Annotated in this window: 16 protein-coding genes; 12 read left to right on the top strand and 4 right to left on the bottom strand. The window is 62.3% G+C overall.

All coding sequences use genetic code 11. The annotated features are described in order from the left end of the window. The 4 genes from AABA84_RS27825 to AABA84_RS27810 form a co-directional block, all read left to right on the top strand. Positions 1-621: hypothetical protein (locus AABA84_RS27825; RefSeq protein WP_338313759.1), on the top strand; the 621-nt coding region annotated here is incomplete at its 5' end. 60 nt (positions 622-681) lie between these two features. Next, entirely contained in the window at positions 682-912 is a 231-nt protein-coding gene (locus AABA84_RS27820; protein WP_338313758.1) for a hypothetical protein, read from the top strand. Between the two features lie 46 nt (positions 913-958). Next, the gene (locus AABA84_RS27815; RefSeq protein WP_338313757.1) at positions 959-2,986 is read left to right on the top strand and encodes a S8 family peptidase; all 2,028 of its coding nucleotides are present in this window, start codon (positions 959-961) and stop codon (positions 2,984-2,986) included. Positions 2,987-3,328: 342 nt separating this feature from the next. Beyond that, a complete protein-coding gene (locus tag AABA84_RS27810; protein WP_338313756.1) occupies positions 3,329-3,595 on the top strand; it encodes a hypothetical protein in 267 nt (88 codons plus the stop codon). 126 nt (positions 3,596-3,721) lie between these two features. On the opposite strand, the gene AABA84_RS27805 is transcribed toward AABA84_RS27810, so the two are convergent. From AABA84_RS27805 to AABA84_RS27790, 4 genes are all read right to left on the bottom strand, one after another. After that, positions 3,722-6,331, bottom strand: a complete 2,610-nt coding sequence (locus tag AABA84_RS27805; protein WP_338313755.1) for a DEAD/DEAH box helicase — start codon at positions 6,329-6,331, stop codon at positions 3,722-3,724. Then, positions 6,328-7,290 (bottom strand): HamA C-terminal domain-containing protein, encoded by a 963-nt coding sequence (locus AABA84_RS27800; RefSeq protein ID WP_338313754.1) that lies wholly within the window; start codon positions 7,288-7,290, stop codon positions 6,328-6,330. Before AABA84_RS27800 ends, AABA84_RS27805 begins: the two co-directional genes overlap by 4 nt. Positions 7,291-8,350: 1,060 nt before the next feature. After that, entirely contained in the window at positions 8,351-10,141 is a 1,791-nt protein-coding gene (locus AABA84_RS27795; RefSeq protein WP_338313753.1) for a peptide ABC transporter substrate-binding protein, read from the bottom strand. Between the two features lie 174 nt (positions 10,142-10,315). Then, positions 10,316-10,702, bottom strand: a complete 387-nt coding sequence (locus AABA84_RS27790) for a hypothetical protein (protein ID WP_338313752.1) — start codon at positions 10,700-10,702, stop codon at positions 10,316-10,318. 210 nt (positions 10,703-10,912) lie between these two features. Here AABA84_RS27790 and AABA84_RS27785 point away from each other — a divergent pair, with 210 nt between their 5' ends. From AABA84_RS27785 to AABA84_RS27750, 8 genes are all read left to right on the top strand, one after another. Continuing rightward, entirely contained in the window at positions 10,913-11,707 is a 795-nt protein-coding gene (locus tag AABA84_RS27785; protein WP_338313751.1) for a MetQ/NlpA family ABC transporter substrate-binding protein, read from the top strand. A 150-nt stretch (positions 11,708-11,857) separates the two neighbouring features. Further along, positions 11,858-12,892: a putative FMN-dependent luciferase-like monooxygenase gene (locus AABA84_RS27780; RefSeq protein WP_338313750.1), complete on the top strand. Its 1,035-nt coding sequence runs from the start codon at positions 11,858-11,860 to the stop codon at positions 12,890-12,892. 35 nt (positions 12,893-12,927) lie between these two features. Beyond that, entirely contained in the window at positions 12,928-13,530 is a 603-nt protein-coding gene (locus tag AABA84_RS27775; protein WP_338313749.1) for a CMD domain protein, read from the top strand. A gap of 15 nt (positions 13,531-13,545) precedes the next feature. Next, a complete protein-coding gene (locus tag AABA84_RS27770; protein WP_338313748.1) occupies positions 13,546-14,124 on the top strand; it encodes an alkylhydroperoxidase domain protein in 579 nt (192 codons plus the stop codon). Between the two features lie 59 nt (positions 14,125-14,183). Continuing rightward, a complete protein-coding gene (locus tag AABA84_RS27765) occupies positions 14,184-15,341 on the top strand; it encodes an ABC transporter substrate-binding protein (protein WP_212248877.1) in 1,158 nt (385 codons plus the stop codon). A gap of 54 nt (positions 15,342-15,395) precedes the next feature. Continuing rightward, on the top strand, positions 15,396-17,219 hold the full coding sequence (locus AABA84_RS27760; RefSeq protein WP_338313747.1) for an ABC transporter permease: 1,824 nt from the start codon (positions 15,396-15,398) through the stop codon (positions 17,217-17,219). After that, the gene (locus AABA84_RS27755; protein WP_338313746.1) at positions 17,219-18,067 is read left to right on the top strand and encodes an ABC transporter ATP-binding protein; all 849 of its coding nucleotides are present in this window, start codon (positions 17,219-17,221) and stop codon (positions 18,065-18,067) included. Before AABA84_RS27760 ends, AABA84_RS27755 begins: the two co-directional genes overlap by 1 nt. Beyond that, a complete protein-coding gene (locus AABA84_RS27750) occupies positions 18,064-18,804 on the top strand; it encodes an ABC transporter ATP-binding protein (RefSeq protein WP_338313745.1) in 741 nt (246 codons plus the stop codon). The genes AABA84_RS27755 and AABA84_RS27750 overlap by 4 nt, the downstream gene beginning before the upstream one ends.

Below are 18,804 nucleotides of genomic sequence, written 5' to 3'. Positions count from 1 at the left end.
GGTGTGAATATCGGTCATCAGCTCGGCGTGTTCAGCGCCGACCAGCCGGGCCTGCAGCCGGCCGCGGCAGCGCCGCCGACCGACATGGAGCTGCAGAGCTTCTGGAGTGTGCTGAAGAAGATCGGCCAGGGCGTGCAGACCGGTGTGAATATCGGTCACCAGCTCGGCGTCTTCAGCGCCCAGCCCGGCCTCGAGCCCGCCGCGGCAGCACCGCCGAGCGACATGGAGCTGCAGAGCTTCTGGAGCGTGCTGAAGAAGATCGGCCAGGGTGTGCAGACTGGTGTGAATATCGGTCATCAGCTCGGCGTCTTCAGTGCCCAGCCCGGCCTGGAGCCGGCTGCGGCAGCACCGCCGACCGACATGGAGCTGCAGAGCTTCTGGAGCGTGCTGAAGAAGATCGGTCGAGGTGCCCAGACCGGCCTGGATATCGGCCACCAGCTCGGCGTGTTCAGCGCCGGCCAGCCCGGTCTGCAGCCGGCAGCCGCACCGCCGACCGACATGGAGCTGCAGAGCTTCTGGAGCGTGCTGAAGAAGATCGGCCAGGGTGCCCAGACCGGCCTGGATATCGGTCGCCAACTCGGCGTCTTCAACGCCGGCCAGCCCGGTGGCACGATGCACTAGACCCAACACGCAGAGGGCGGGCGCAAGCCCGCCTCTGCGCACAGAATGATTGGAAGCCAGATGGCGGATTCAAACGCGTCGCAGCACTTCATCGTGCAGGGAGACCCGGTCCAATCCGGTCAGCTCAACGAACACCTGCAGCGTGAACCCGGCGTGACGCGAATAGCGCAGGTCGCTCCCGACGTCGTCATCCTTTCGATGACGAAGACACAGGCCGATCGCCTGAAATCGACGTTTGCCACGCTCGTGGTCGAACCGGATTCAGCGCTGAAGCCATTCGATGCCGACTGATTTCGGTCGGCAAACATTGGACACGCAAAACATCAAGGAGGCCGCAATGGCCACGAGAGGCAAACCAGGAACTTCCGGGCAGAGCGAGCATGATGCGACCGAAGCGGCGGCAAACGCCAACGGCGCCGATCCCGGACACGGTGGCAGCCAGTCACCGGCACCAGGGCAGGAGCCCGCAACGATCGTATCGCGCCGATCGCAATTCATGATCGCGCCGCAGCAGCAGCCCGGGCTTGCGACCTTCAGCGTCGACTTTCTGACCCAGCAGCTCACCAACAGCCCCGACATCGAAGTGGTGAAAACGGTCTCTCCGCCGCGCCTGTTCGGATTTCAGAGCGCGGACTTTGGACAAGCGCCGCTCCGTCCGCTGGTTCTCGCCAAGATGACTCCCGACAAGGCCAAGTTGCTGCAGACCCAGGCACAAGGGCGTTGCGCGGTGGAGCGTGACGAGCGGCTGACCTACATGCTCGATCCGACCACGCCGCAGCTTCCCAATCCGGGAGTGCTGACGCCGCTGGCCGACGGTTTCACTGCAACCATCGAAGTCTTGGGTCAGGACGGCCCGCTGCCCGAAGCCGAGGTCTATGTGTTCGGCAGCATGTGGCCGGCACAGGGCATCACCGACGCCACCGGCCGTGCCACGGTGACCCTCCAGGGCGAATCGCCGGAGACCATTCGCTCGATCCTGGTCAAACCGAAGATCGACTACTGGACCTTCTGGCTCGATCGTCCGCAGCTCGTTCCCAACAGCGTCAACCGGATCGCCGTGAGGGCGCTCGGTGCGGTCTTGCGCAACTTCCCCGGCCAGCAATTGATGGGCTGGGGTGAGCGCGCGATGGGCCTCGATCGTCTGCCGCCGTCCTTCGATGGCGCCGGCATCAAGATCGCGGTCATCGATTCCGGCCTGGCGCCGACCCATCGCAACCTGCACGGCATCACGGTAGGCACCAGCATCGTCGGCAATGACAAGGCGGCGTGGACCGTCGACACGATCGGCCATGGCTCGCATTGCGCCGGAATCATCGCCGGCGGTCCGGTCGGCCCCGGTGGCGGAATCCGCGGCTTCGCGCCGGCGGCGGAAATCCATGTTTGCCGCATCTTCCCGGGCGGCCGGTTCAGCGATCTCGTCTCTGCGCTCGATTACTGCATGGAGCACGGCATCGATGTCGCCAATATGAGCCTGGGTGGCGGCGAGCCGTCGCAAATCATCGAGGACCGCATCATCCGGGCCAAGCAGATGGGCATGGCCTGCATCATTGCTGCCGGCAATTCGTCGGGGCCGGTGCAGTTTCCCGCGTCGACGCCGCATTGCCTGGCGGTCGCCGCATTGGGCAAGTGGGGCGAATTCCCCGATGACAGCTATCATTCGCAGCAAGCCCTCGACGGCTTCCAGAGCCGCGACGGATATTTCCCGGCCAAGTTCTCCTGCTTCGGACCGGAGGTCGACGTCTGCGCGCCCGGTGTCGGGATCGTCTCGTCGCTTCCCGCCGATGGTTTCGGTGCATGGGACGGGACCTCGATGGCGACACCACATGTCACGGGCCTGGCCGCGCTCGTGCTGGCGCACCATCCGGACTTCACCAAAGGCAACTTCCAGAATCGCGACGCACGCCGTGTCGAGCGGCTGTTCCAGATCCTGAAGGAAACCGCGACACCGCTGCAATTCGGCGACCCCAATCGGACCGGCGCGGGACTGCCGAACGCGATGCGGGCGCTCGGCCTCGAAACCGGCGTCGCCCCCGTTGCCGCCGCTGCGTCCGCAACCGATCCTTCGCTGGCGACGCTGCGTCGTCTGCTCGGATTGCCGCCGGCCGAAGCACCGAGCATGGTTCCGGCGAGCGCCCCGGCGCCGCAGTCCGCCGATCCAGTGCAGGCCAGTGCGGGTTCAGTGGCGCGTGGTCCGGCACAAACGGCAGGCGCGATGACGCTGCAGTCCGTCGATCCCATGCAAAGCGGTTCGAGCTACGTCGCCCGCGGTCCCGCACAGACGGCGAGCGCGACATTCGTCCCCACGATGATGGATCCCGATCCGGCCCAGATCCGGCAGATCATGCACAAGGTCGGATTGCTGTAACGCGGGTCAATGTGATTTGCGAAAAGGGGCACAGCGGCAGTCGCCGCTGTGCCCCGCGCGTTTACTGCGCCGTGGCGATCGCTGCGACAATCGTAGGATGGGTTGAGCCCTCGCGGAACCCATGATGCTCCGCTCGCAGAGGTCGTCATGCCCGGGCTTGTCCCGGGCATCCACGTTCTCCGTGCGCTATGGACAGACGTGGATGCCTGGGACAAGCCCGGCCATGACGATGTGGATGCTGTGTGCCTAGCCGATACCTCATATGGCGACAGCCCTGCGCCATTCTGCAAGCCTCAGGAACCGTCGCGGCCCGCTGCCGTTGCCCGCCGAAGGGAGCCAGCCATGCGAAGCCTCAATCCCGGTCAGGTGCTTCTCATCGCCGCGCTGCTCGTCATGCTCGGCCTGGCGGCGTTCGGCATCCACTGGGCCTGGAACGCGACCAACGGCGTGGACGACGCCGCCATGGACGAGAACGGCTGGATCGCGCTCGGTCTCGGCTCGTTGTTCTCGCTCGTCATCGGCTGCGGCCTGATGGCCCTGATGTTCTACAGCAGCCGGCGCGGCTACGACGACTCCGCCGATCCGTTCCGGAAGAAGGAGCCCAAATAGTTCGTAGGATGGGTAGAGCACTTGCGAAACCCATCATGTGCCGGCATCAAAGGCGCCTCGATGGGTTTCGCTTACGCTCTACCCATCCTACGAGTTGTAGGCTCAGGCTTATGACCCTCTCCGCAGTTATTGTGGCAATGCACGCGACGTACGATCATGTCTCTTAAGAACTGTTTCAATTTCGATTTCGACCAGTTTTGGAAGATCAAACTCGCGCCAATCGTTCGTCGATAGCCACGTTAAGCACTCCGTCTCGGAGAAATTGTCCTCAATGATAAAATTTGAGATTGAAGTTACGCTTGACCTCGAAAGACCAAGTGACATTAGGGACAATTGAGTTCGCTTTGAGACACCGAACTCAAGGTACATCCAGAAGTCATCTGTCGGTGGCAGTATGTCGCCTTCGCCACGTGCTATTAGTACTGGTCGAAGTATATCTAGGTAGGCATGGAGATACTTTGGAGTTTCAAACCGCGCAACACGTTCCACCCGTTCCATCGTCTCCCGAATAATCGTCGTTTCTTGTTTTGACGGATCTCGCCGTTTCCAATATCGGATTTGATTGTCAATCATTCGACTAAGGGGAAGGCCACGCATCCACTCGATGACCAACAAGGCATTGCCGTAAGCGGAGTTACCGCTACCAAGATTGGCGCCTAGGTGATCGGAGAGTCTAGAGAATATTCCCACGAAATTGTTGATGGCATCATTGCGGCTCTCGCCGCTCTCGTCTTGAACAGCGGCATCGCTCAGCGGATCAGCAGGCAAAAGGTCTTCCAATTCCAGATCTGGCTTCTTCATGAAATAGCGCTGCAAGGCGTTCATGCCCTGTGGATTGATTCCTGGGTTCCTTAGAATGATTTGTGCGGAAACTTCTAGGCTTTCTAGAATCTCTTCAATTGCGGTCGACAAAACGCTCAGTTGTTCGTTCGTTAGCGCAGATATGCTCGGCGAGCCGGCCAAGGTCCCGTGGGTAATTCTGCGAAAGATAAGATAGGATAGCAGATACTCGAAAAAACGATCCGTGGCTTCTCGTCCGCGGTTGGTGACGTAAGTCAAAAATGCCGGAAATTCGGAAGCTAGCCTCTGGGTTGCTATTCGGATGTTTTGCTTTCGCTTCGAACGTGGCGCGCTTCCATCGAACCATTCTGGCGCATGAAGTGGATCGATACAGAAAATATTTCCTTGGAATTCCTTGCCCCACCTTCCAGCCCGACCGGCAAGGTTCCAGAAGTCCTCTGGCTTCATAAGATCCTGCTTGCCGCGCTTTGGATTTCTCATAAAAACACTACGGCAAGATAAGTTGACCCCCTCAATCAAAGTTGAGGTGCAAACCAGATAATTGATTTTCCCCAAGGAGAACAAACGCTCCACCTCGGTTCGAATCAATTGAGGGATGTTGCCGTAATGAAAGGCTACACCCTTCTTTACGAATCGTCGCAGCTTGAATTTTGGGTGGACAGCTTTTTCGCATAGTTCACTTAGAGCTAAAAGCTCAGGATCTGGAATTTCATTCTTGATGAATTGACAGAGTATTTCCGCGACTCTCTCTGCGTCGTATGCGCGATTAACATAGATTACGTTCCCTCCTGCCTTCCCCAATTCATGAGCGATGAATGGAAGCTTCTGCGTAACGGAGGGTCTGTTGGGTAGAGAAATTTGTCCGAGTGTGGCTCTCTCATTTTCTGAAAGCAGGCTTAGATTCCACTTCTTCGGCTTGCCTTTCTCTTGTTCTATCCAAATGAGATTCTGATTGACTGTCGGTTTGTTGCCAGTAATTGCCCGTGTTCTCTTTCCTTTCGGCGCGAACTGCAGGAGACTCTGCGGATTGTCTGTCGATGGACTTGCGAATAGGAATTTTGCCTTCGGATATTCTGCTTGGGCAAGTTCGAGGACTTGTTGCAGCAGGACTCCTCGCTGATTTGCTCCAATTTGTTGTGCCTCATCGATGACGATTAGGTCGGCTGAATCGTGCGATATCCGACGAAGCATGCACAGATGGAAGCGTTCCTGAGTGTAAATGTAGATGTTATGCGGTTTCGTGTCGTTGAAAGAGAGCGGTAGTGATGTGATACTCACGTTCTGCTGATCTTGGCCGACAAGTTTTCGAAGATCGGTCTCAACTTGCGAGATAAGTGCTCTCGTTGGGACTAAGAAGAATGTCGTGGAGTGTCGTCTCGTGAGGACGACATTCTCGATCCATTTCTCAAGAATATACGACTTCCCGGCTGATGTGGGAGCTGACGCGCTAATCCAGTCGTGAGTCTCCAGTGCTCTCCAAAGTTCCTGCTGAAAGTCGTTACCTATAAACTCTCGGGACGTGCCGATGTTAATCGTCGACGCGATTTGGCGGGCGGCAATATCTAGCGATAAGTCCGTTCCGAATCGGGAGAGTATGTCCGCGGGAAGTAATTGACGCTTTATCGCTACCTGTAGCGTTGGATTGTTGGAGGATTTTGCGAGGACTGCTGCGGCGAACGCCCGCTCAGTTTGAGCGTTACTCGAAGTAAGGCAGGAATGGAGAACGCGGAGGCCGGCCTCGTGATAGCTTTCAGAGTTGCTGTTCAGAAATATGCTCGCGCACCTTACCAAGTGAAACCAATTGGTATCTTCAGATAAGATTGGGCGGGAAACACCCGGCAATTCGTCAGCGACCGCTCGTAAGGTTATGGCTTGGATGGCCCCTTGCAAATTGCCATCATTCCAAATGAGGTCTGCTAGTGCCTGGACCGTCATGTGGTTAGCCCCAGGGACTTCTTCATTGCAATTCGAAAGTCATCGCAGAATCCAAAGGGAACATAGAGAAGGTGGATTTCAAAGCTTTCAATCCCTCGATAGGTCGCGCGAGATTTTGCCATTCTACACCACTCGGGAAGGGAGGACTTTACCTTCGCAGTAAATTCGTCGTGCCGGATCTGATTGGGCTTCGATGGATATTCGTAGTCAAAACCGACTAAGCAAATCCCCCTCCATGAGACTTTGTTGAATGCAATGGAATGGGGGTTGATCGAGTCGAGGATAAGCTTCTGCAACTCGGGGTCAGCCAAATCCATGTAGTGATCAAGCAGTACAAGCTCTCGTCGCTTGTCCGAGTCACCACCTCCTGCGGACAGTAGGAAGGGCGTCAACCCATCGAGAGCTTCAGACAGTGCGCCTTCCAGGCTCTTATGGACTTTTGACTCGCACCAATAGATTGCCAGTTCGTCGGGGCCGTTACCAGGACCGCAATGAACTCCGTCTAGGCCGTGAAAGTGCATCTCCCTGTCTGTTTTGAGGTCCATTTTGCAGAGAAGCTGCGGTAGTTTTAGTAGGCTCTCTGCGAGCACGAATAGAAGCATTTCGCCCTGCTCGCCTGACATGCCATTTCTCTTGAAGGTGTCAATGGCCTGTCGCCTCAAGCGCTCGTTTTTCAATCTGGCTTCTTGCTCGTTTGATGAGTTCGCCGTCATTAAGTGCTTGCGAGGCGTCACATAGTCGAGCAGCCAATTTGCAACTTCATCGGTGAAGTCTGAAAGCCGTGGAAGGGAACTCCCATCGAGAGCTATGTGATGGCAGTGGGCGATCGCTTTTGTATCCTCTATGCTGGCATGGGTTGTGACAGTCGTTAGAACTGGCGTGAGATCGAGGCCCGGCCGCGTAACAGCTGACAACCTATCGGCAAGGGAGACTGGGGGAACGGTGGTGGAATCCATCATTCGAACAATTTGGAGGTCATGAAAAAGAATCAACTATCGAGGAGTTAAAGCGTCATTGTCGCGCGAAAGTTGTCAATCCCGACGTGTGGATTAGTTGTGCTATACTCGCATTTTGTCGTTCCTCGGTTTTCCGTATTGATCATCAACTTTGGTCCTGGATATGCGTTCAAAGGACCACACATCCGCCCAGCGGCGGTAGCAAGGTGCCGTTGCGGAGTCCCACCCTGTGTCCCCCTCCGTCAACCCCTTCCCATAAAAATATTCCACTTTACCGAAATTCGGTTTCGGCGTATGTGTTGCCCATCCCGGCTCACCCAAGAGGGGCGACTTGAGGTCGTCTTGTTCGCGAGCCGGGCTTGCGGTGGACGCGGCAGCGTCGGCATGAGAGGTGCGGGCAGGGCGGGTAGTCCCTGTGAGTCCGTAACCGCGTGCGGACGACGGCGCTGCTAGGCTTCGTCTCGTTCGTAAGTTTCCGGCTCTGTCGACGGAGTCTGGGAATACTGCGGGTGAAATGGCGGGCCGTGCGTACGGCAAAACCGTGTGGTCCTGGCCGTCGTTGCCACGGTCAAGCTGTTCGAAGATGTGCGCGAGCCCAACCGGGCAGACGGCATCGTCAATTCGAACGGCGAGGGAGGCCAAAAGGAACGGTCGGCTCCCGGGAGATCACGGCATAAGCCGTCCAGCCATCGCGCAGGGAAGGCCGAGTGATCGGCGACACCTGTATGCTGCTGTGCGGTCTCCTTTGCGCATTATTCGCGCAGCAGACCGCGGGTGCCAGCTGGCACCCGGCCTTCCCTGCGCCCTCTTGGCTTTAGAGGGTGGAGCGACGAAGCAAAGCTCGGGCGAAATCCGCCGCGAGGCCGCGAAGGCGTGTCTGCGGTCGAGCTGAGTGCCACAATCTCGATCTCGTAGGGTGGGCAAAGCGACAGCGTGCCCACGCCTTGTTGCTCATGGAGGGAGATCGTGGGCACGGCGCTATGCGCCTTTGCCCACCCTACGGCACCGCCGCTGGGACGTTGCACTGGGGCATCGCAATGACACTCAGCGTCGATTCAGCCCCTCAGCTCCGATACCACGCCGCCAGATTCCACGTGATGGTGTCCCAGCCCGACATGTCGACCATGAGGTTGTTGACGCCGGCGTTGACGACGGGGCGCGAGAGCAGCGGCAGGAACACGTGGGCCTCGCAGAAGATCTCGTCGACCTTCATCAGCAGCGCGGCGCGCTTGACCGGGTCGAGCTCGTTCTGCGCGGCCTTGTAGGCCTTGTCGGCTTCGGGATCGGAATAGCGCGAGTTGTTGCGGCCGAGCCATTTGTTGTCCTTGGTCGCGATCTCCCAGGACACGCATTGGTTCAGCAGGCGCTCCGGATCGGGCTGCGGCTGCGTCGTGTTGTACATCTCCATGTCGGCATAGAATTTCGAGTAGGTGTCGGGATTGCCGACGTCGGAGGAGAAGAACACCGAGGCGGTGACCGCCTTGATCTCGATCTCGATGCCGGCCTTCTGGCAGGCCTGCTTGATGATGGCCTGCGTCTTCTGGCGCGGGGCGTTGGTCGAGGTCTGGAACACGTATTTGAGCTTCTTGCCGTCCTTCTCGCGGATGCCGTCCGCGCCCCTGGTCCAGCCGGCCTCGTCGAGGATCTGGCTCGCCTTGTCGACGTCGAACGCGTATTTCAGCTTGGGCGACTTGAACTGCTTCGGCGCGTTGACGAAGCTCGCGGTGGCGATGCCGCCGCGGCCGTAGATGAATTTCTGGATCGAATCGCGGTCGATCAGGAGGTTGATCGCCCGGCGCACGGCGGGATCGGACAGCGTCGGGTGCCTGGACTTGACGCTGGAGCGCTCGCCGTCGATCTCGGTCCACGGGTCCGTCGTGTTGAGGATGATGAACTCGACGTTGCCGGACGGCGTGATGTCGAGCTTGCCTTTGCCGCCCGCCTCCATGCGCTTGAGGACCTCCTCCTCCACCTGCATGTTCCAGGCAAAGTCGTATTCGCCGGTCTGCAGCACGGCGCGCGCCGCGGACACCGCGTCGCCGCCGCCCTTGACCTCGAGCGTGTCGAAATGCGGCTGGTTCTTGACGTGGTAATCGGGGTTGCGTTCGGCCCGGATCATGTCGCCCGGCTTGAACTCGACGAACCTGTACGGCCCGGTGCCGACCGGCTTCAGATTGCCCGGGGCTTCGCGCGACTTGGCGCCGATATAGTCGCCGAAATGATGTTTGGGCAGGATCTGGCCGACTTGGCCGCCAACGAACGGGTCGGCCCAGAACGGCGTTGGCGCCTTGAAGATCACCTTGACCGTATGGTCGTCGATCTTCTCGACCTTGAGGTCCTTGTAGGAGCCGGAAGTGAAGGCGGCGGTTGCGAGGTCCGCGGCGTACTGCCAGGTGAAGACGACGTCGTCGGCGGTGAAGGGCTTGCCGTCGTGCCAGTTCACGCCACGCTTCAGCTTCCAGACCACGCTCATGCCGTCTGCGGCAAGCCCGCCGTTCTGCTTGGTCGGCACCTCGGCGGCGAGACAGGGGATCAGATTGCCCTCCTTGTCCCAGCCGGCGAGCGGCTCGAAGAAGATGCGCGAGGCGATCTGGTCCTTGGTGCCGAGCGCGAAATGCGGATTGAGCAGGGTCGGGGCCTGCCACAGCAGGATCTTCAGCGGGCCGCCGCCGCCGGCCTTGGTCGGCTTGTAGGGCAACGTCGCATCCGCCATCGCCACGTCGTGCCAGAGCAGGATCTGGCTCGCGATCGGCGCTGCGATTCCGACCGCGGCCACCTTTTGGATGAACGAGCGTCGCGACAGCGTGCCTTGCTTCACCTCCGCGACCAGACCCCGGATTTCGCTCTCGTTCATCAGATGACCCTCCACCGCGAAGACAAATCGTTGCCGGAGGCCATCATGTTGCATCGTGCACGGGGCGGCAATGCCGGCGTGGCCGCAAGGCCATGCGACGAAATGACGACGTGGAGAGCTCTTGCAGGTCACGACCCGGACCGCCGCCCGCGAGCATCCGGGCGGCGAGCCGGTTCAGCCGATGCTGGCGACGCCGATCGCCAGCACCGACAGCAGCAGCGCGTTGCTCAGCAGCTGCAGCGCCGCCTTCGGCTGCGCCAGCCAGCGCGAGACCTTCTCGGAGAAGGACAGCGTCGGATCGGCGAACAGCGGTTCGAAATTGTGCCTGAAGAAATGCGGGAACTTCGGCCCCAGCCATGGCGTCACGAGGCCATGGAAGGTCGTCACCGTCGCAATGAAGATGGCGGCGCCGAACGGCTCGCCGGCGAATTCAGGGGCGTTGATCAGCTTGATCAGCAGCGCGACGCCGGAATAGATCGGCAGGCCCTGCAGCACGGCATAGAGCGCGAAGCATTCGAGCCGGTTCCGGCCGGTGAGCTTGGGAGCGGCGAGGGTCGTCATGGCGAAACTCCGGGGCTGATTGTGCCGGCAATCTCGCTCTCTTGGCACTGCCGTGCCGTGATGCGCCTCACGCTTGCACAGGCGCGTTCGTTCCCCACATCAGATCGAACGGAGAAGCGTTGTCCGCGCCGGGCGGCAAATATGGTTTTCCATTTCATTGATTTCGTTCGACGGAGAAGCGAATACGGTTCCCATCATTCGTGCCGTGCCATGGAGACCAAGATGTCGTTTCGCCTCCCCCTGATCCTCGCGACCGCGCTCGCCGCCTGGTCGGCAGCTGCCACCGCCGAGACCATCAAGATCGGCGTGACACCGGGCCCGCATGCGCAGATCCTGGAGGCAGTGAAGCCGATCGCCGCCAAGCAGGGCCTCGACATCCAGCTGCTCGAATTCTCCGACTATGTCGTGCCGAACGCCGCGCTCGATGCCGGCGAGATCCAGGCCAATTCGTTCCAGAACCAGCCTTATCTGGACAACCAGAAGGCCGACCGCGGCTACAAGATCGAGGCCGTCGGCCTGACCGTGAATTTCCCGATCGGCGTCTACTCGAAGAAGCACAAGGGCTTCGCCGACATACCCGAGGGCGGCAAGGTCTCGATCCCGAACGATCCGACCAATGGCGGCCGCGTGCTGCTGCTGCTGCGCGACAAGGGCGTGATCAAGCTGAAGGACGGCACCGGCTTCAAGCCGACGGTGCTCGACATCACCGAGAACCCGAAGAAGCTGAAATTCATCGAGGTCGATGCGGCGCAGGCGCCGCGCGCGCTCGACGACGTCGATGCCGCCGCGATCAACACCAATTATGCAACCCAGGCGGGCCTCGATCCGGTCAAGGATCCGATCCTGCGCGAGGACCCGAAGGGCCCCTACGTCAACCTGATTGCGGTACGCGCCGCCGACAAGGACAAGCCCTGGGTCAAGATCCTCGTCGACAGCTACCACAGCCCGGAGGTCAAGGAGTTCGTCCTGACCAAGTTCAAGGGCGCGGTGCTGCCGAGCTGGTAGGCAATCTGCCCAGCTCCAGCGCAAAGGGCGATCCGGCGGGCAGCCTTGCCTATAAGCCTTGCGTATGAGCCTTGCGCAATGCCCGCTTGTCTGGAGCCGCAGTACCCGACATCATCGGCAGCCTGGTCATCCCAGTCCGACAGGGGTCGCATGAAACGCTTTGCCAATCTGAAACGCCTGGGGTTCTTCACGCGGCTGCTCGACGAGGCCCCGCCCGCCGAGCGCTATCGCTTCGCGGCCGAGCAGATCGTGCGCGCCGAAAGGGCGGGCCTCGATTCCGCGTGGATCGCCCAGCATCATTTCCACGAGCGCGAAGGCGGCCTGCCGTCGCCCTTCACCTTTCTCGGTTACGTCGCAGCCCAGACCTCGCGCATCCGCCTCGGCACCGGCATCGTCACGCTGCCGCTGGAGAATGCGGTGCGGGTGGCGGAGGACGCCGCGGTGCTCGATCTCATCTGCAACGGCCGCTTCGAGCTCGGCGTCGGCACCGGCGGCAATCCGTCGGCCTTTGCCGCCTTCGGCCTCGACAGCGCCCAGCGCAACGAGATCTTTGCGCGCAATCTGGAGGTCGTCCGCACGGCCCTGGTCGGCAAGCCGCTCGACGGCGGCGACACGATCTATCCGCAGCGGCCGCAGCTGGACAAGCGGATCTGGCAGGCCACGTTCTCCGTCGCCGGCGGCGCGCGCGCCGGCAAGGCCGGCGATGGCCTGTTGCTGTCACGCACCCAGCCGCGGACCAAGGAAGCGCCGAAGGCGACGCTCGCCGAGATCCAGAACCCGGTGATCGATGCCTATCTCGCGGCGCTGCCGCCGGGATGCGAGCCCCGCATCATGGCCTCGCGCAGCATCTTCGTCGCCGACGATCATCGCGAGGCGTTGCGGCTTGCCGATATCGGCCTGCGCCGCGCGCTGCCGCAATTCATGAAGGGCGGTCATCTTCCCCCCGGCGAGACGCTGGAGGAGATGATCGCGGCGTTCGACACCCATGTCGGCGATGCCGACCACGTCATCGCCTCGCTGCGCACCGACGCCACGCTGGAGCGGGTGACCGACCTCGTCTTCCAGGTGCATTCGGTCGATGCCCCGCATCCCCACGTCCTGCGCTCGATCGATCTCGTCGCAGAGAAGGTCGCACCCGCGCTGGGCTGGACCCGGACGGCGCCCGACGTGGCGCTGGCGGGCTGATCGGACATGAAGAGCATCGCGTTGCACGAGGCTGAATGATGGCAACACAGGATATCATCGACACACTCGCCGGGATCGAGTCCGGCTCGGCGCTGGACGCCATCCGCGCCCGCCGCCTGCAAGCCCGCGAGAACGCGCAGAAGAGCTATCTCTCGCTGTTCGAGCCGATCGACGCCGGCGATGTCTCGCTGGCCGAGCGCGCGGCGGTTGCGGCCTTCGTGACCGGGCTCCATGGCGAGTCGCCCGTTGCCACCTTCTATCGCGACAAGCTCGCCGCAAACGCGGACGGCGCGCGCCTGCTGGAGGCGATCGACGCCGAGATCGCGCGGGGCAGAACCTCGGGCCCCTATGGCTCATATCCTGCCGGTCCGCTGTCGGTCGAGAACACGGCCGGCCTGATCTATCGCGCAAGTGCGGCGAGCAAGTCCTCCCTCGGCACGCGGCTCGCAGCAGCGCTCGAGCATGCGCATCTGCTGGTGTTCCGCCCGCGCGATGCGGCCGCTGCCGACATGAAGGCGCTGCTTGGCGCCGGCTGGTCCAACACCGGGATCGTCACCTTCTCCCAACTCGTCGCGTTCCTGTCGTTCCAGGTGCGCGTCGTCAGCGGCTTGCGCACGCTCGCCGCGGCGAGCGCATAAGAGGAGACCGCAATCATGAGCGCAACCGTCAATCCCCCCGTGGTCTTCACCCAGGACGAGCTCGGTTGGGTCTCCTGGATCGATCCGCTGCCCGAGGCCGAGCTGACCGAGCGGCATTACTCGGGCCTCGTCGATCGCTCGCGCGCCAAGTCGGAATATTTCCGCCTGCTGGTGCGCGATCCCGAAGTGCTGGAAGCCCGCACCAAGACCGACAAGGACATCTTCTACAACGTCGCCGACGGCCTGCCGCGTGCCGATCGCGAGCTCGCGGCAGCCGCGACCTCGCGCTACAACGGCTGCATCTATTGCGCCTCCGTGCATGCGCGCTTCGCCAGCACCTATTCCAAGCGCCGCGACGACGTGCAGCGTCTGCTCGACGAGGGCATCAAGGCCGATCTCGGTGAGCGCTGGAATGCCGTGGTCAAGGCCTCGGTGGCGCTGGCCGCGACGCCGATCGCGTTCGGGCCCGACAATATCGCGGAGCTGCGCAGTGCCGGTCTCGACGATGCCGAGATCGTCGACGTCATCAACGGCGCCTCGTTCTTCAACTGGGCGAACCGGCTGATGCTGTCGCTCGGCGAGCCCTCGAAATAGGCAATCTCGGCGGCATGGGAATTGCTGCTTGTTTCAACATTGAGTGGATGGAGCCGTGCATGAGCAACATCGATCGTCGTAGCCTGGTGAAGGGCTCTCTCGCCGCCATGATGGCGGGAGCGGCCGTCTCGCGCGGCGCCTTCGCGCAATCGTCCGAACCGATCCTGCTCGGCGTCAGCGGTCCCCTGACGGGGCCGAACGCGCAATATGGCACGCAGTGGAAGCAGGGCTTTGACCTCGCGCTCGACGAGATCATGGCGGCCGGCGGCATCAACGGGCGCAAGCTCGCCTATCAGTTCGAAGACAGCCAGAGCGATCCGCGCCAGTCGGTGGCGATCGCCCAGAAATTCGTTTCCGATCCCCGCATCGTCATGGAGCTCGGCGATTTCTCCAGCCCGGCCTCGATGGCGGCCTCGCCGATCTATCAGCGCGGCGGCCTCGTGCAATTCGGCTTCACCAATTCGCACCCCGATTTCACCAAGGGTGGCGATTTCATGTGGAGCACGTCGGTCAGCCAGGCCGACGAGCAGCCCCTGCTGGCGGCCTATGCCGTGAAGCGCCTCGGCCTCAAGAAGCTCGCGGTGCTGCACCTCAACACCGATTGGGGCCGCACCAGCCGCGACTATTTCGTCAAAGCGGCGAAGGAGTACGGCGCCGAGGTCGCGGTGACCGAGGGCTACATCGCGGAGGAGCGCGACTTCCGCTCCACGCTGGTGCGCGTGCGCGACGCCAGTCCGGACGGGCTGATCCTGATCTCCTATTATTCCGACGGTGCGCTGATCGCCCGTCAGGCGCGGCAGGTCGGCCTGAAGCAGGTGATCTGCGCCGCAAGCTCGGTCTACTCGCCGAAATTCCTGGAGCTCGGCGGCGAGGCGGTCGAGGATGTCCATCTCGGCACGCGCTATTTCCCCGAGGATCCCAGGCCCGAGGTGAAGAAGTTCATCGCCGGCTTCAAGGCGAAATACGGCGGGCAGGAGCCGGACGCCTTCAACGCTTATTCCTATGACGCCATGAACATGGCGGCCGCCGTGGTCAAGATCGGCGGCACCGACCGCCGTGCGGTCCGCGATGCCTTCGCGAAAGTGAAGGGCGTCTCCAGCGTCATCTTCGGTTCGGCGACGTTCGACGTCGAGAGCCGCCGCGTCAAGGGCGCCATGAACGCCGAGCTCGTCGTGCGCAAGGGCCAGTTCGCGCTCTGGGACGGCAAGCCGACCTGACCTATTGGCTGGAGTGATCGCTCCGACCCGTTCTCCCTTCAGTAGGAATGCTGCGTGTCTTCCTGGCTCGACTACACGATCAACGGGCTGATCGTCGGCAATGTCTACGCCCTCGTTGCGGTCGGGCTCGCGCTGATCTTCGGCGTCAGCCGGCTGATCAACTTTGCGCAAGGGTCGATCTACCTGGTCGGTGCCTATATCGGCTGGGTCGCGGTGGTGCAGCTGCATACGCCGCTGCCGCTCACCATCATCGTGGTCGCGGTGGCTGCTGCGATCGTCGGGTTGATCATCGAACGGTTCGGCCTGCGGCCGCTGCAGAACTCGGTGCGTATCGCCCCACTGCTCGCCACGATCGGCATCAGCTTCGTGCTCGATCAGCTGGTCATGCTGACCTTCTCGCCCAATCCGCGCGCGCTGCCGAGCCAGTTGCCGGATGTCCGCTTCCAGGTCGGTGGCGGCACCATCGGCCCGCTCGATCTCTTGATCGCCGGCGTCGGCCTCACCAGCGCGATTCTGCTGTTCGTGTTCCTGCGCTACTCCAAGCTCGGCTGGGCGGTGCGCGCCACCGCGCAGGATCGCGATGCCGCCATGCAGATGGGCGTCGACGTCAACCGCGTCAATCAGGCGGTGTTTGGCATTGCCGCCGCGCTCGGCGGTGTCTCCGGCATGCTGGTCGGCATGTACTACAACCAGATCGACACCGCGATGAGCCTGCAGGCGACGCTCAAGGGCGTCGTCGCCGAAGTGGTCGGGGGCGCCGGAAATGTGCCCGGCGCGGTGATCGGCAGCCTGCTGCTGGGCCTTGTCGAAAGCTACGGCGTCGCGGTGTTCGGTACCAGCTACCGCAATCTGTTCGCATTCCTGCTGCTGGTTGTCGTGCTCGTGTTGCGGCCCAACGGCCTGTTCGCGAGCGCGCGGCAGGCGCCGCCCGAGCCGCTCACCGGCACCTTCATCGCGCCGAGCCGCCCGGTGCGCATTCCGCGCTGGGCCTTGGCCGTTGCGGCCGCGATCTTCGCGGTCCTGCCGCTCTTCCCGGTGTCATTCTACGTGCTGCAGACCCTGATCAACGCCTGGCTGCTCGGCATGCTCGCGCTCAGCCTGACGCTGGTTGCGGGTACGATCGGTCAGGTCTCGCTCGGCCATGCCGCGCTGCTCGCGATCGGCGCGTATACCTCCGCGCTGCTGTCGCTGACCTTCTCCGTGCCGGTGGGCCTCTCGATCATCGGCGGCGGCCTGATGTGCGCGGCGCTCGGCACGGCGCTGATCTCGCCGTCGTTCCGGCTGCGCGGGCATTATGTGTCGATCGCGACGCTCGCCATCGGCGAGATCGTGTCGCTGGTGATCCTGAACTGGGAAAGCGTCACACGGGGCCCGATCGGCATTTCCAGCATCCCGCCGCTGTCGCTGTTCGGCTACGATCTGATCAGCCCGACGTCGATCTACTGGTTCAGCTTCGCGGTGATGGTCGTGCTGGCGCTGCTGCAGGGGCGACTGCTGACCTCGCATCTCGGACGCAGCTTTCGCGCCATTCGTGACGACGACATCGCTGCGCGTGCCTATGGTCTCAGCCTGAACCGCTACAAATCGCTGGCCTTCATCTTCGGCGGGTTCGCTGCCGGAATCAGCGGCGGCATCGCGGCGCACCTCTATTCCTACATCAACCACGAGACCTTCAACACGCAGCAATCGATCCTGGCACTGACCGTCGTGATCCTCGGCGGCCTCGGCAATGTCGTCGGCGCGATTCTCGGATCGGTGGCGCTGGTCGGGCTGCCCGAGGTCTTCCGGATCGCGGCGGAGTATCGCATCCTGATCTACGGCATCGTGCTGCTGCTCCTCGTGCGGTTCAGGCCGCAAGGCCTGTTGGGGACGATGTGATGGCGGAGCAGCACACGAACATGCTGTCCCTGCGCGGGCTGACGCGGCGCTTCGGCGGCCTCACTGCGGTCGATGCCATCGATCTCGATCTCGCCAAAGGCGAGCTGATCAGCATCATCGGCCCCAACGGCGCCGGCAAGACCACGCTGTTCAATCTCGTGACCGGGCTGGATCGACCCGACGCCGGCACGGTCCGCTTCGAAGGACACGACATCACAGGCCTGTCGCCGGAGCGGCTCGCGGGTCAGGGCATCGCGCGCACCTTCCAGCTCGGCCGCGTCTTCGGCAATCTCAGCGTCATGGACAACGTCCTGATCGGCGCGCACACGCGGCTGCGTGCGGTGAAGCCGGCGGTGCCGGTGATCGGTCCGCTGCTGGAATTGGGGTTGGCGCTGCTGCGGCCCGCGAGCGTCAGGGCCGAAGAAGAGCGGCTGCGCGAGGAGGTGAAGGCCATCCTCGCCCGCTTCGGCGAGCGGCTGCTGCCGCGGATCGACCAGCCCGCCTATAGCCTGTCCTACGCCAACCGCCGCCGCGTCGAGATCGCGCGCGCGCTCGCGCTCAAGCCGCGCCTGCTGCTGCTCGACGAGCCGACCGCCGGCATGAACCCGACGGAAACAACGGAGATGCAGGGCCTCGTCGCCGAGCTCAAGGCGGAAGGGCTGACCATCCTCCTGATCGAGCACAAGCTGGAGATGGTGATGCGTCTCTCCGACCGCGTCATCGTCATGGACGAGGGCAAGAAGATCGCGGAAGGGCCGGGCGAAGCCGTGCGTGGCGATCCCAAGGTGATCGAAGCCTATCTCGGCCATGGGCTATCAGGGGCGTCGGTGCAGGAGAGCGCGGCATGACGGCGAGCACACCAGAACCGCTGCTGGCGCTGTCCAACGTCAACACCTTCTACGGCCAGGCGCAGGTGCATTTCGACCTGTCGATCACAGTCGCGCGCGGCCACATCGTCTGCCTGCTCGGCGGCAATGCCAGCGGCAAGTCGACGACGATGAAGATCATTCTGGGACTGGTGAAGCCGCGCTCGGGCGATGTCACGTTCGACGGTGCCTCGCTGCTTGGCCTCTCGACACCGCAGATCGTCCGCCGCGGCATCGCCTCGGTGCCGGAGGCGCGGCGGCTGTTCGCGGACATGAGCGTGCGCGAGAACATTTTGATGGGCGCCTTCGTGCGCAACGACCGTGAGGCGATCGCGCAGGATCTGGACAAGATGCTGACGCTGTTTCCAAAACTCGGCCAGCGGCTATCGCAGCGCGCAGGATCCTTGTCCGGCGGCGAGCAGCAGATGGTGGCGATGGCGCGCGCGCTGATGAGCCGTCCCAGGATGATCGTGATGGACGAGCCGACCATGGGCCTGTCGCCGCTCTATGTCGACCGCGTACTGGAGCTGATCCGGACCATCAACCAGGAGGGCGTCTCGGTATTCATGGTGGAGCAGAACGCCAGCCTCGCGCTGGAGATCGCGCATGAAGCCTATGTGCTGCAGACCGGCAAGATCGTGCTGTCAGGCCCGGCGCGGGCGCTGAAGGACGACCCGCGCATCCGCGACGCCTATCTCGGCGGCTCCGAGGCTGCGTAG

Source organism: Bradyrhizobium sp. TM239, assembly GCF_036247985.1.
Classification (GTDB): Bacteria; Pseudomonadota; Alphaproteobacteria; order Rhizobiales; family Xanthobacteraceae; genus Bradyrhizobium; species Bradyrhizobium ottawaense.
This window is presented reverse-complemented; position numbering and strand designations above follow the sequence as displayed.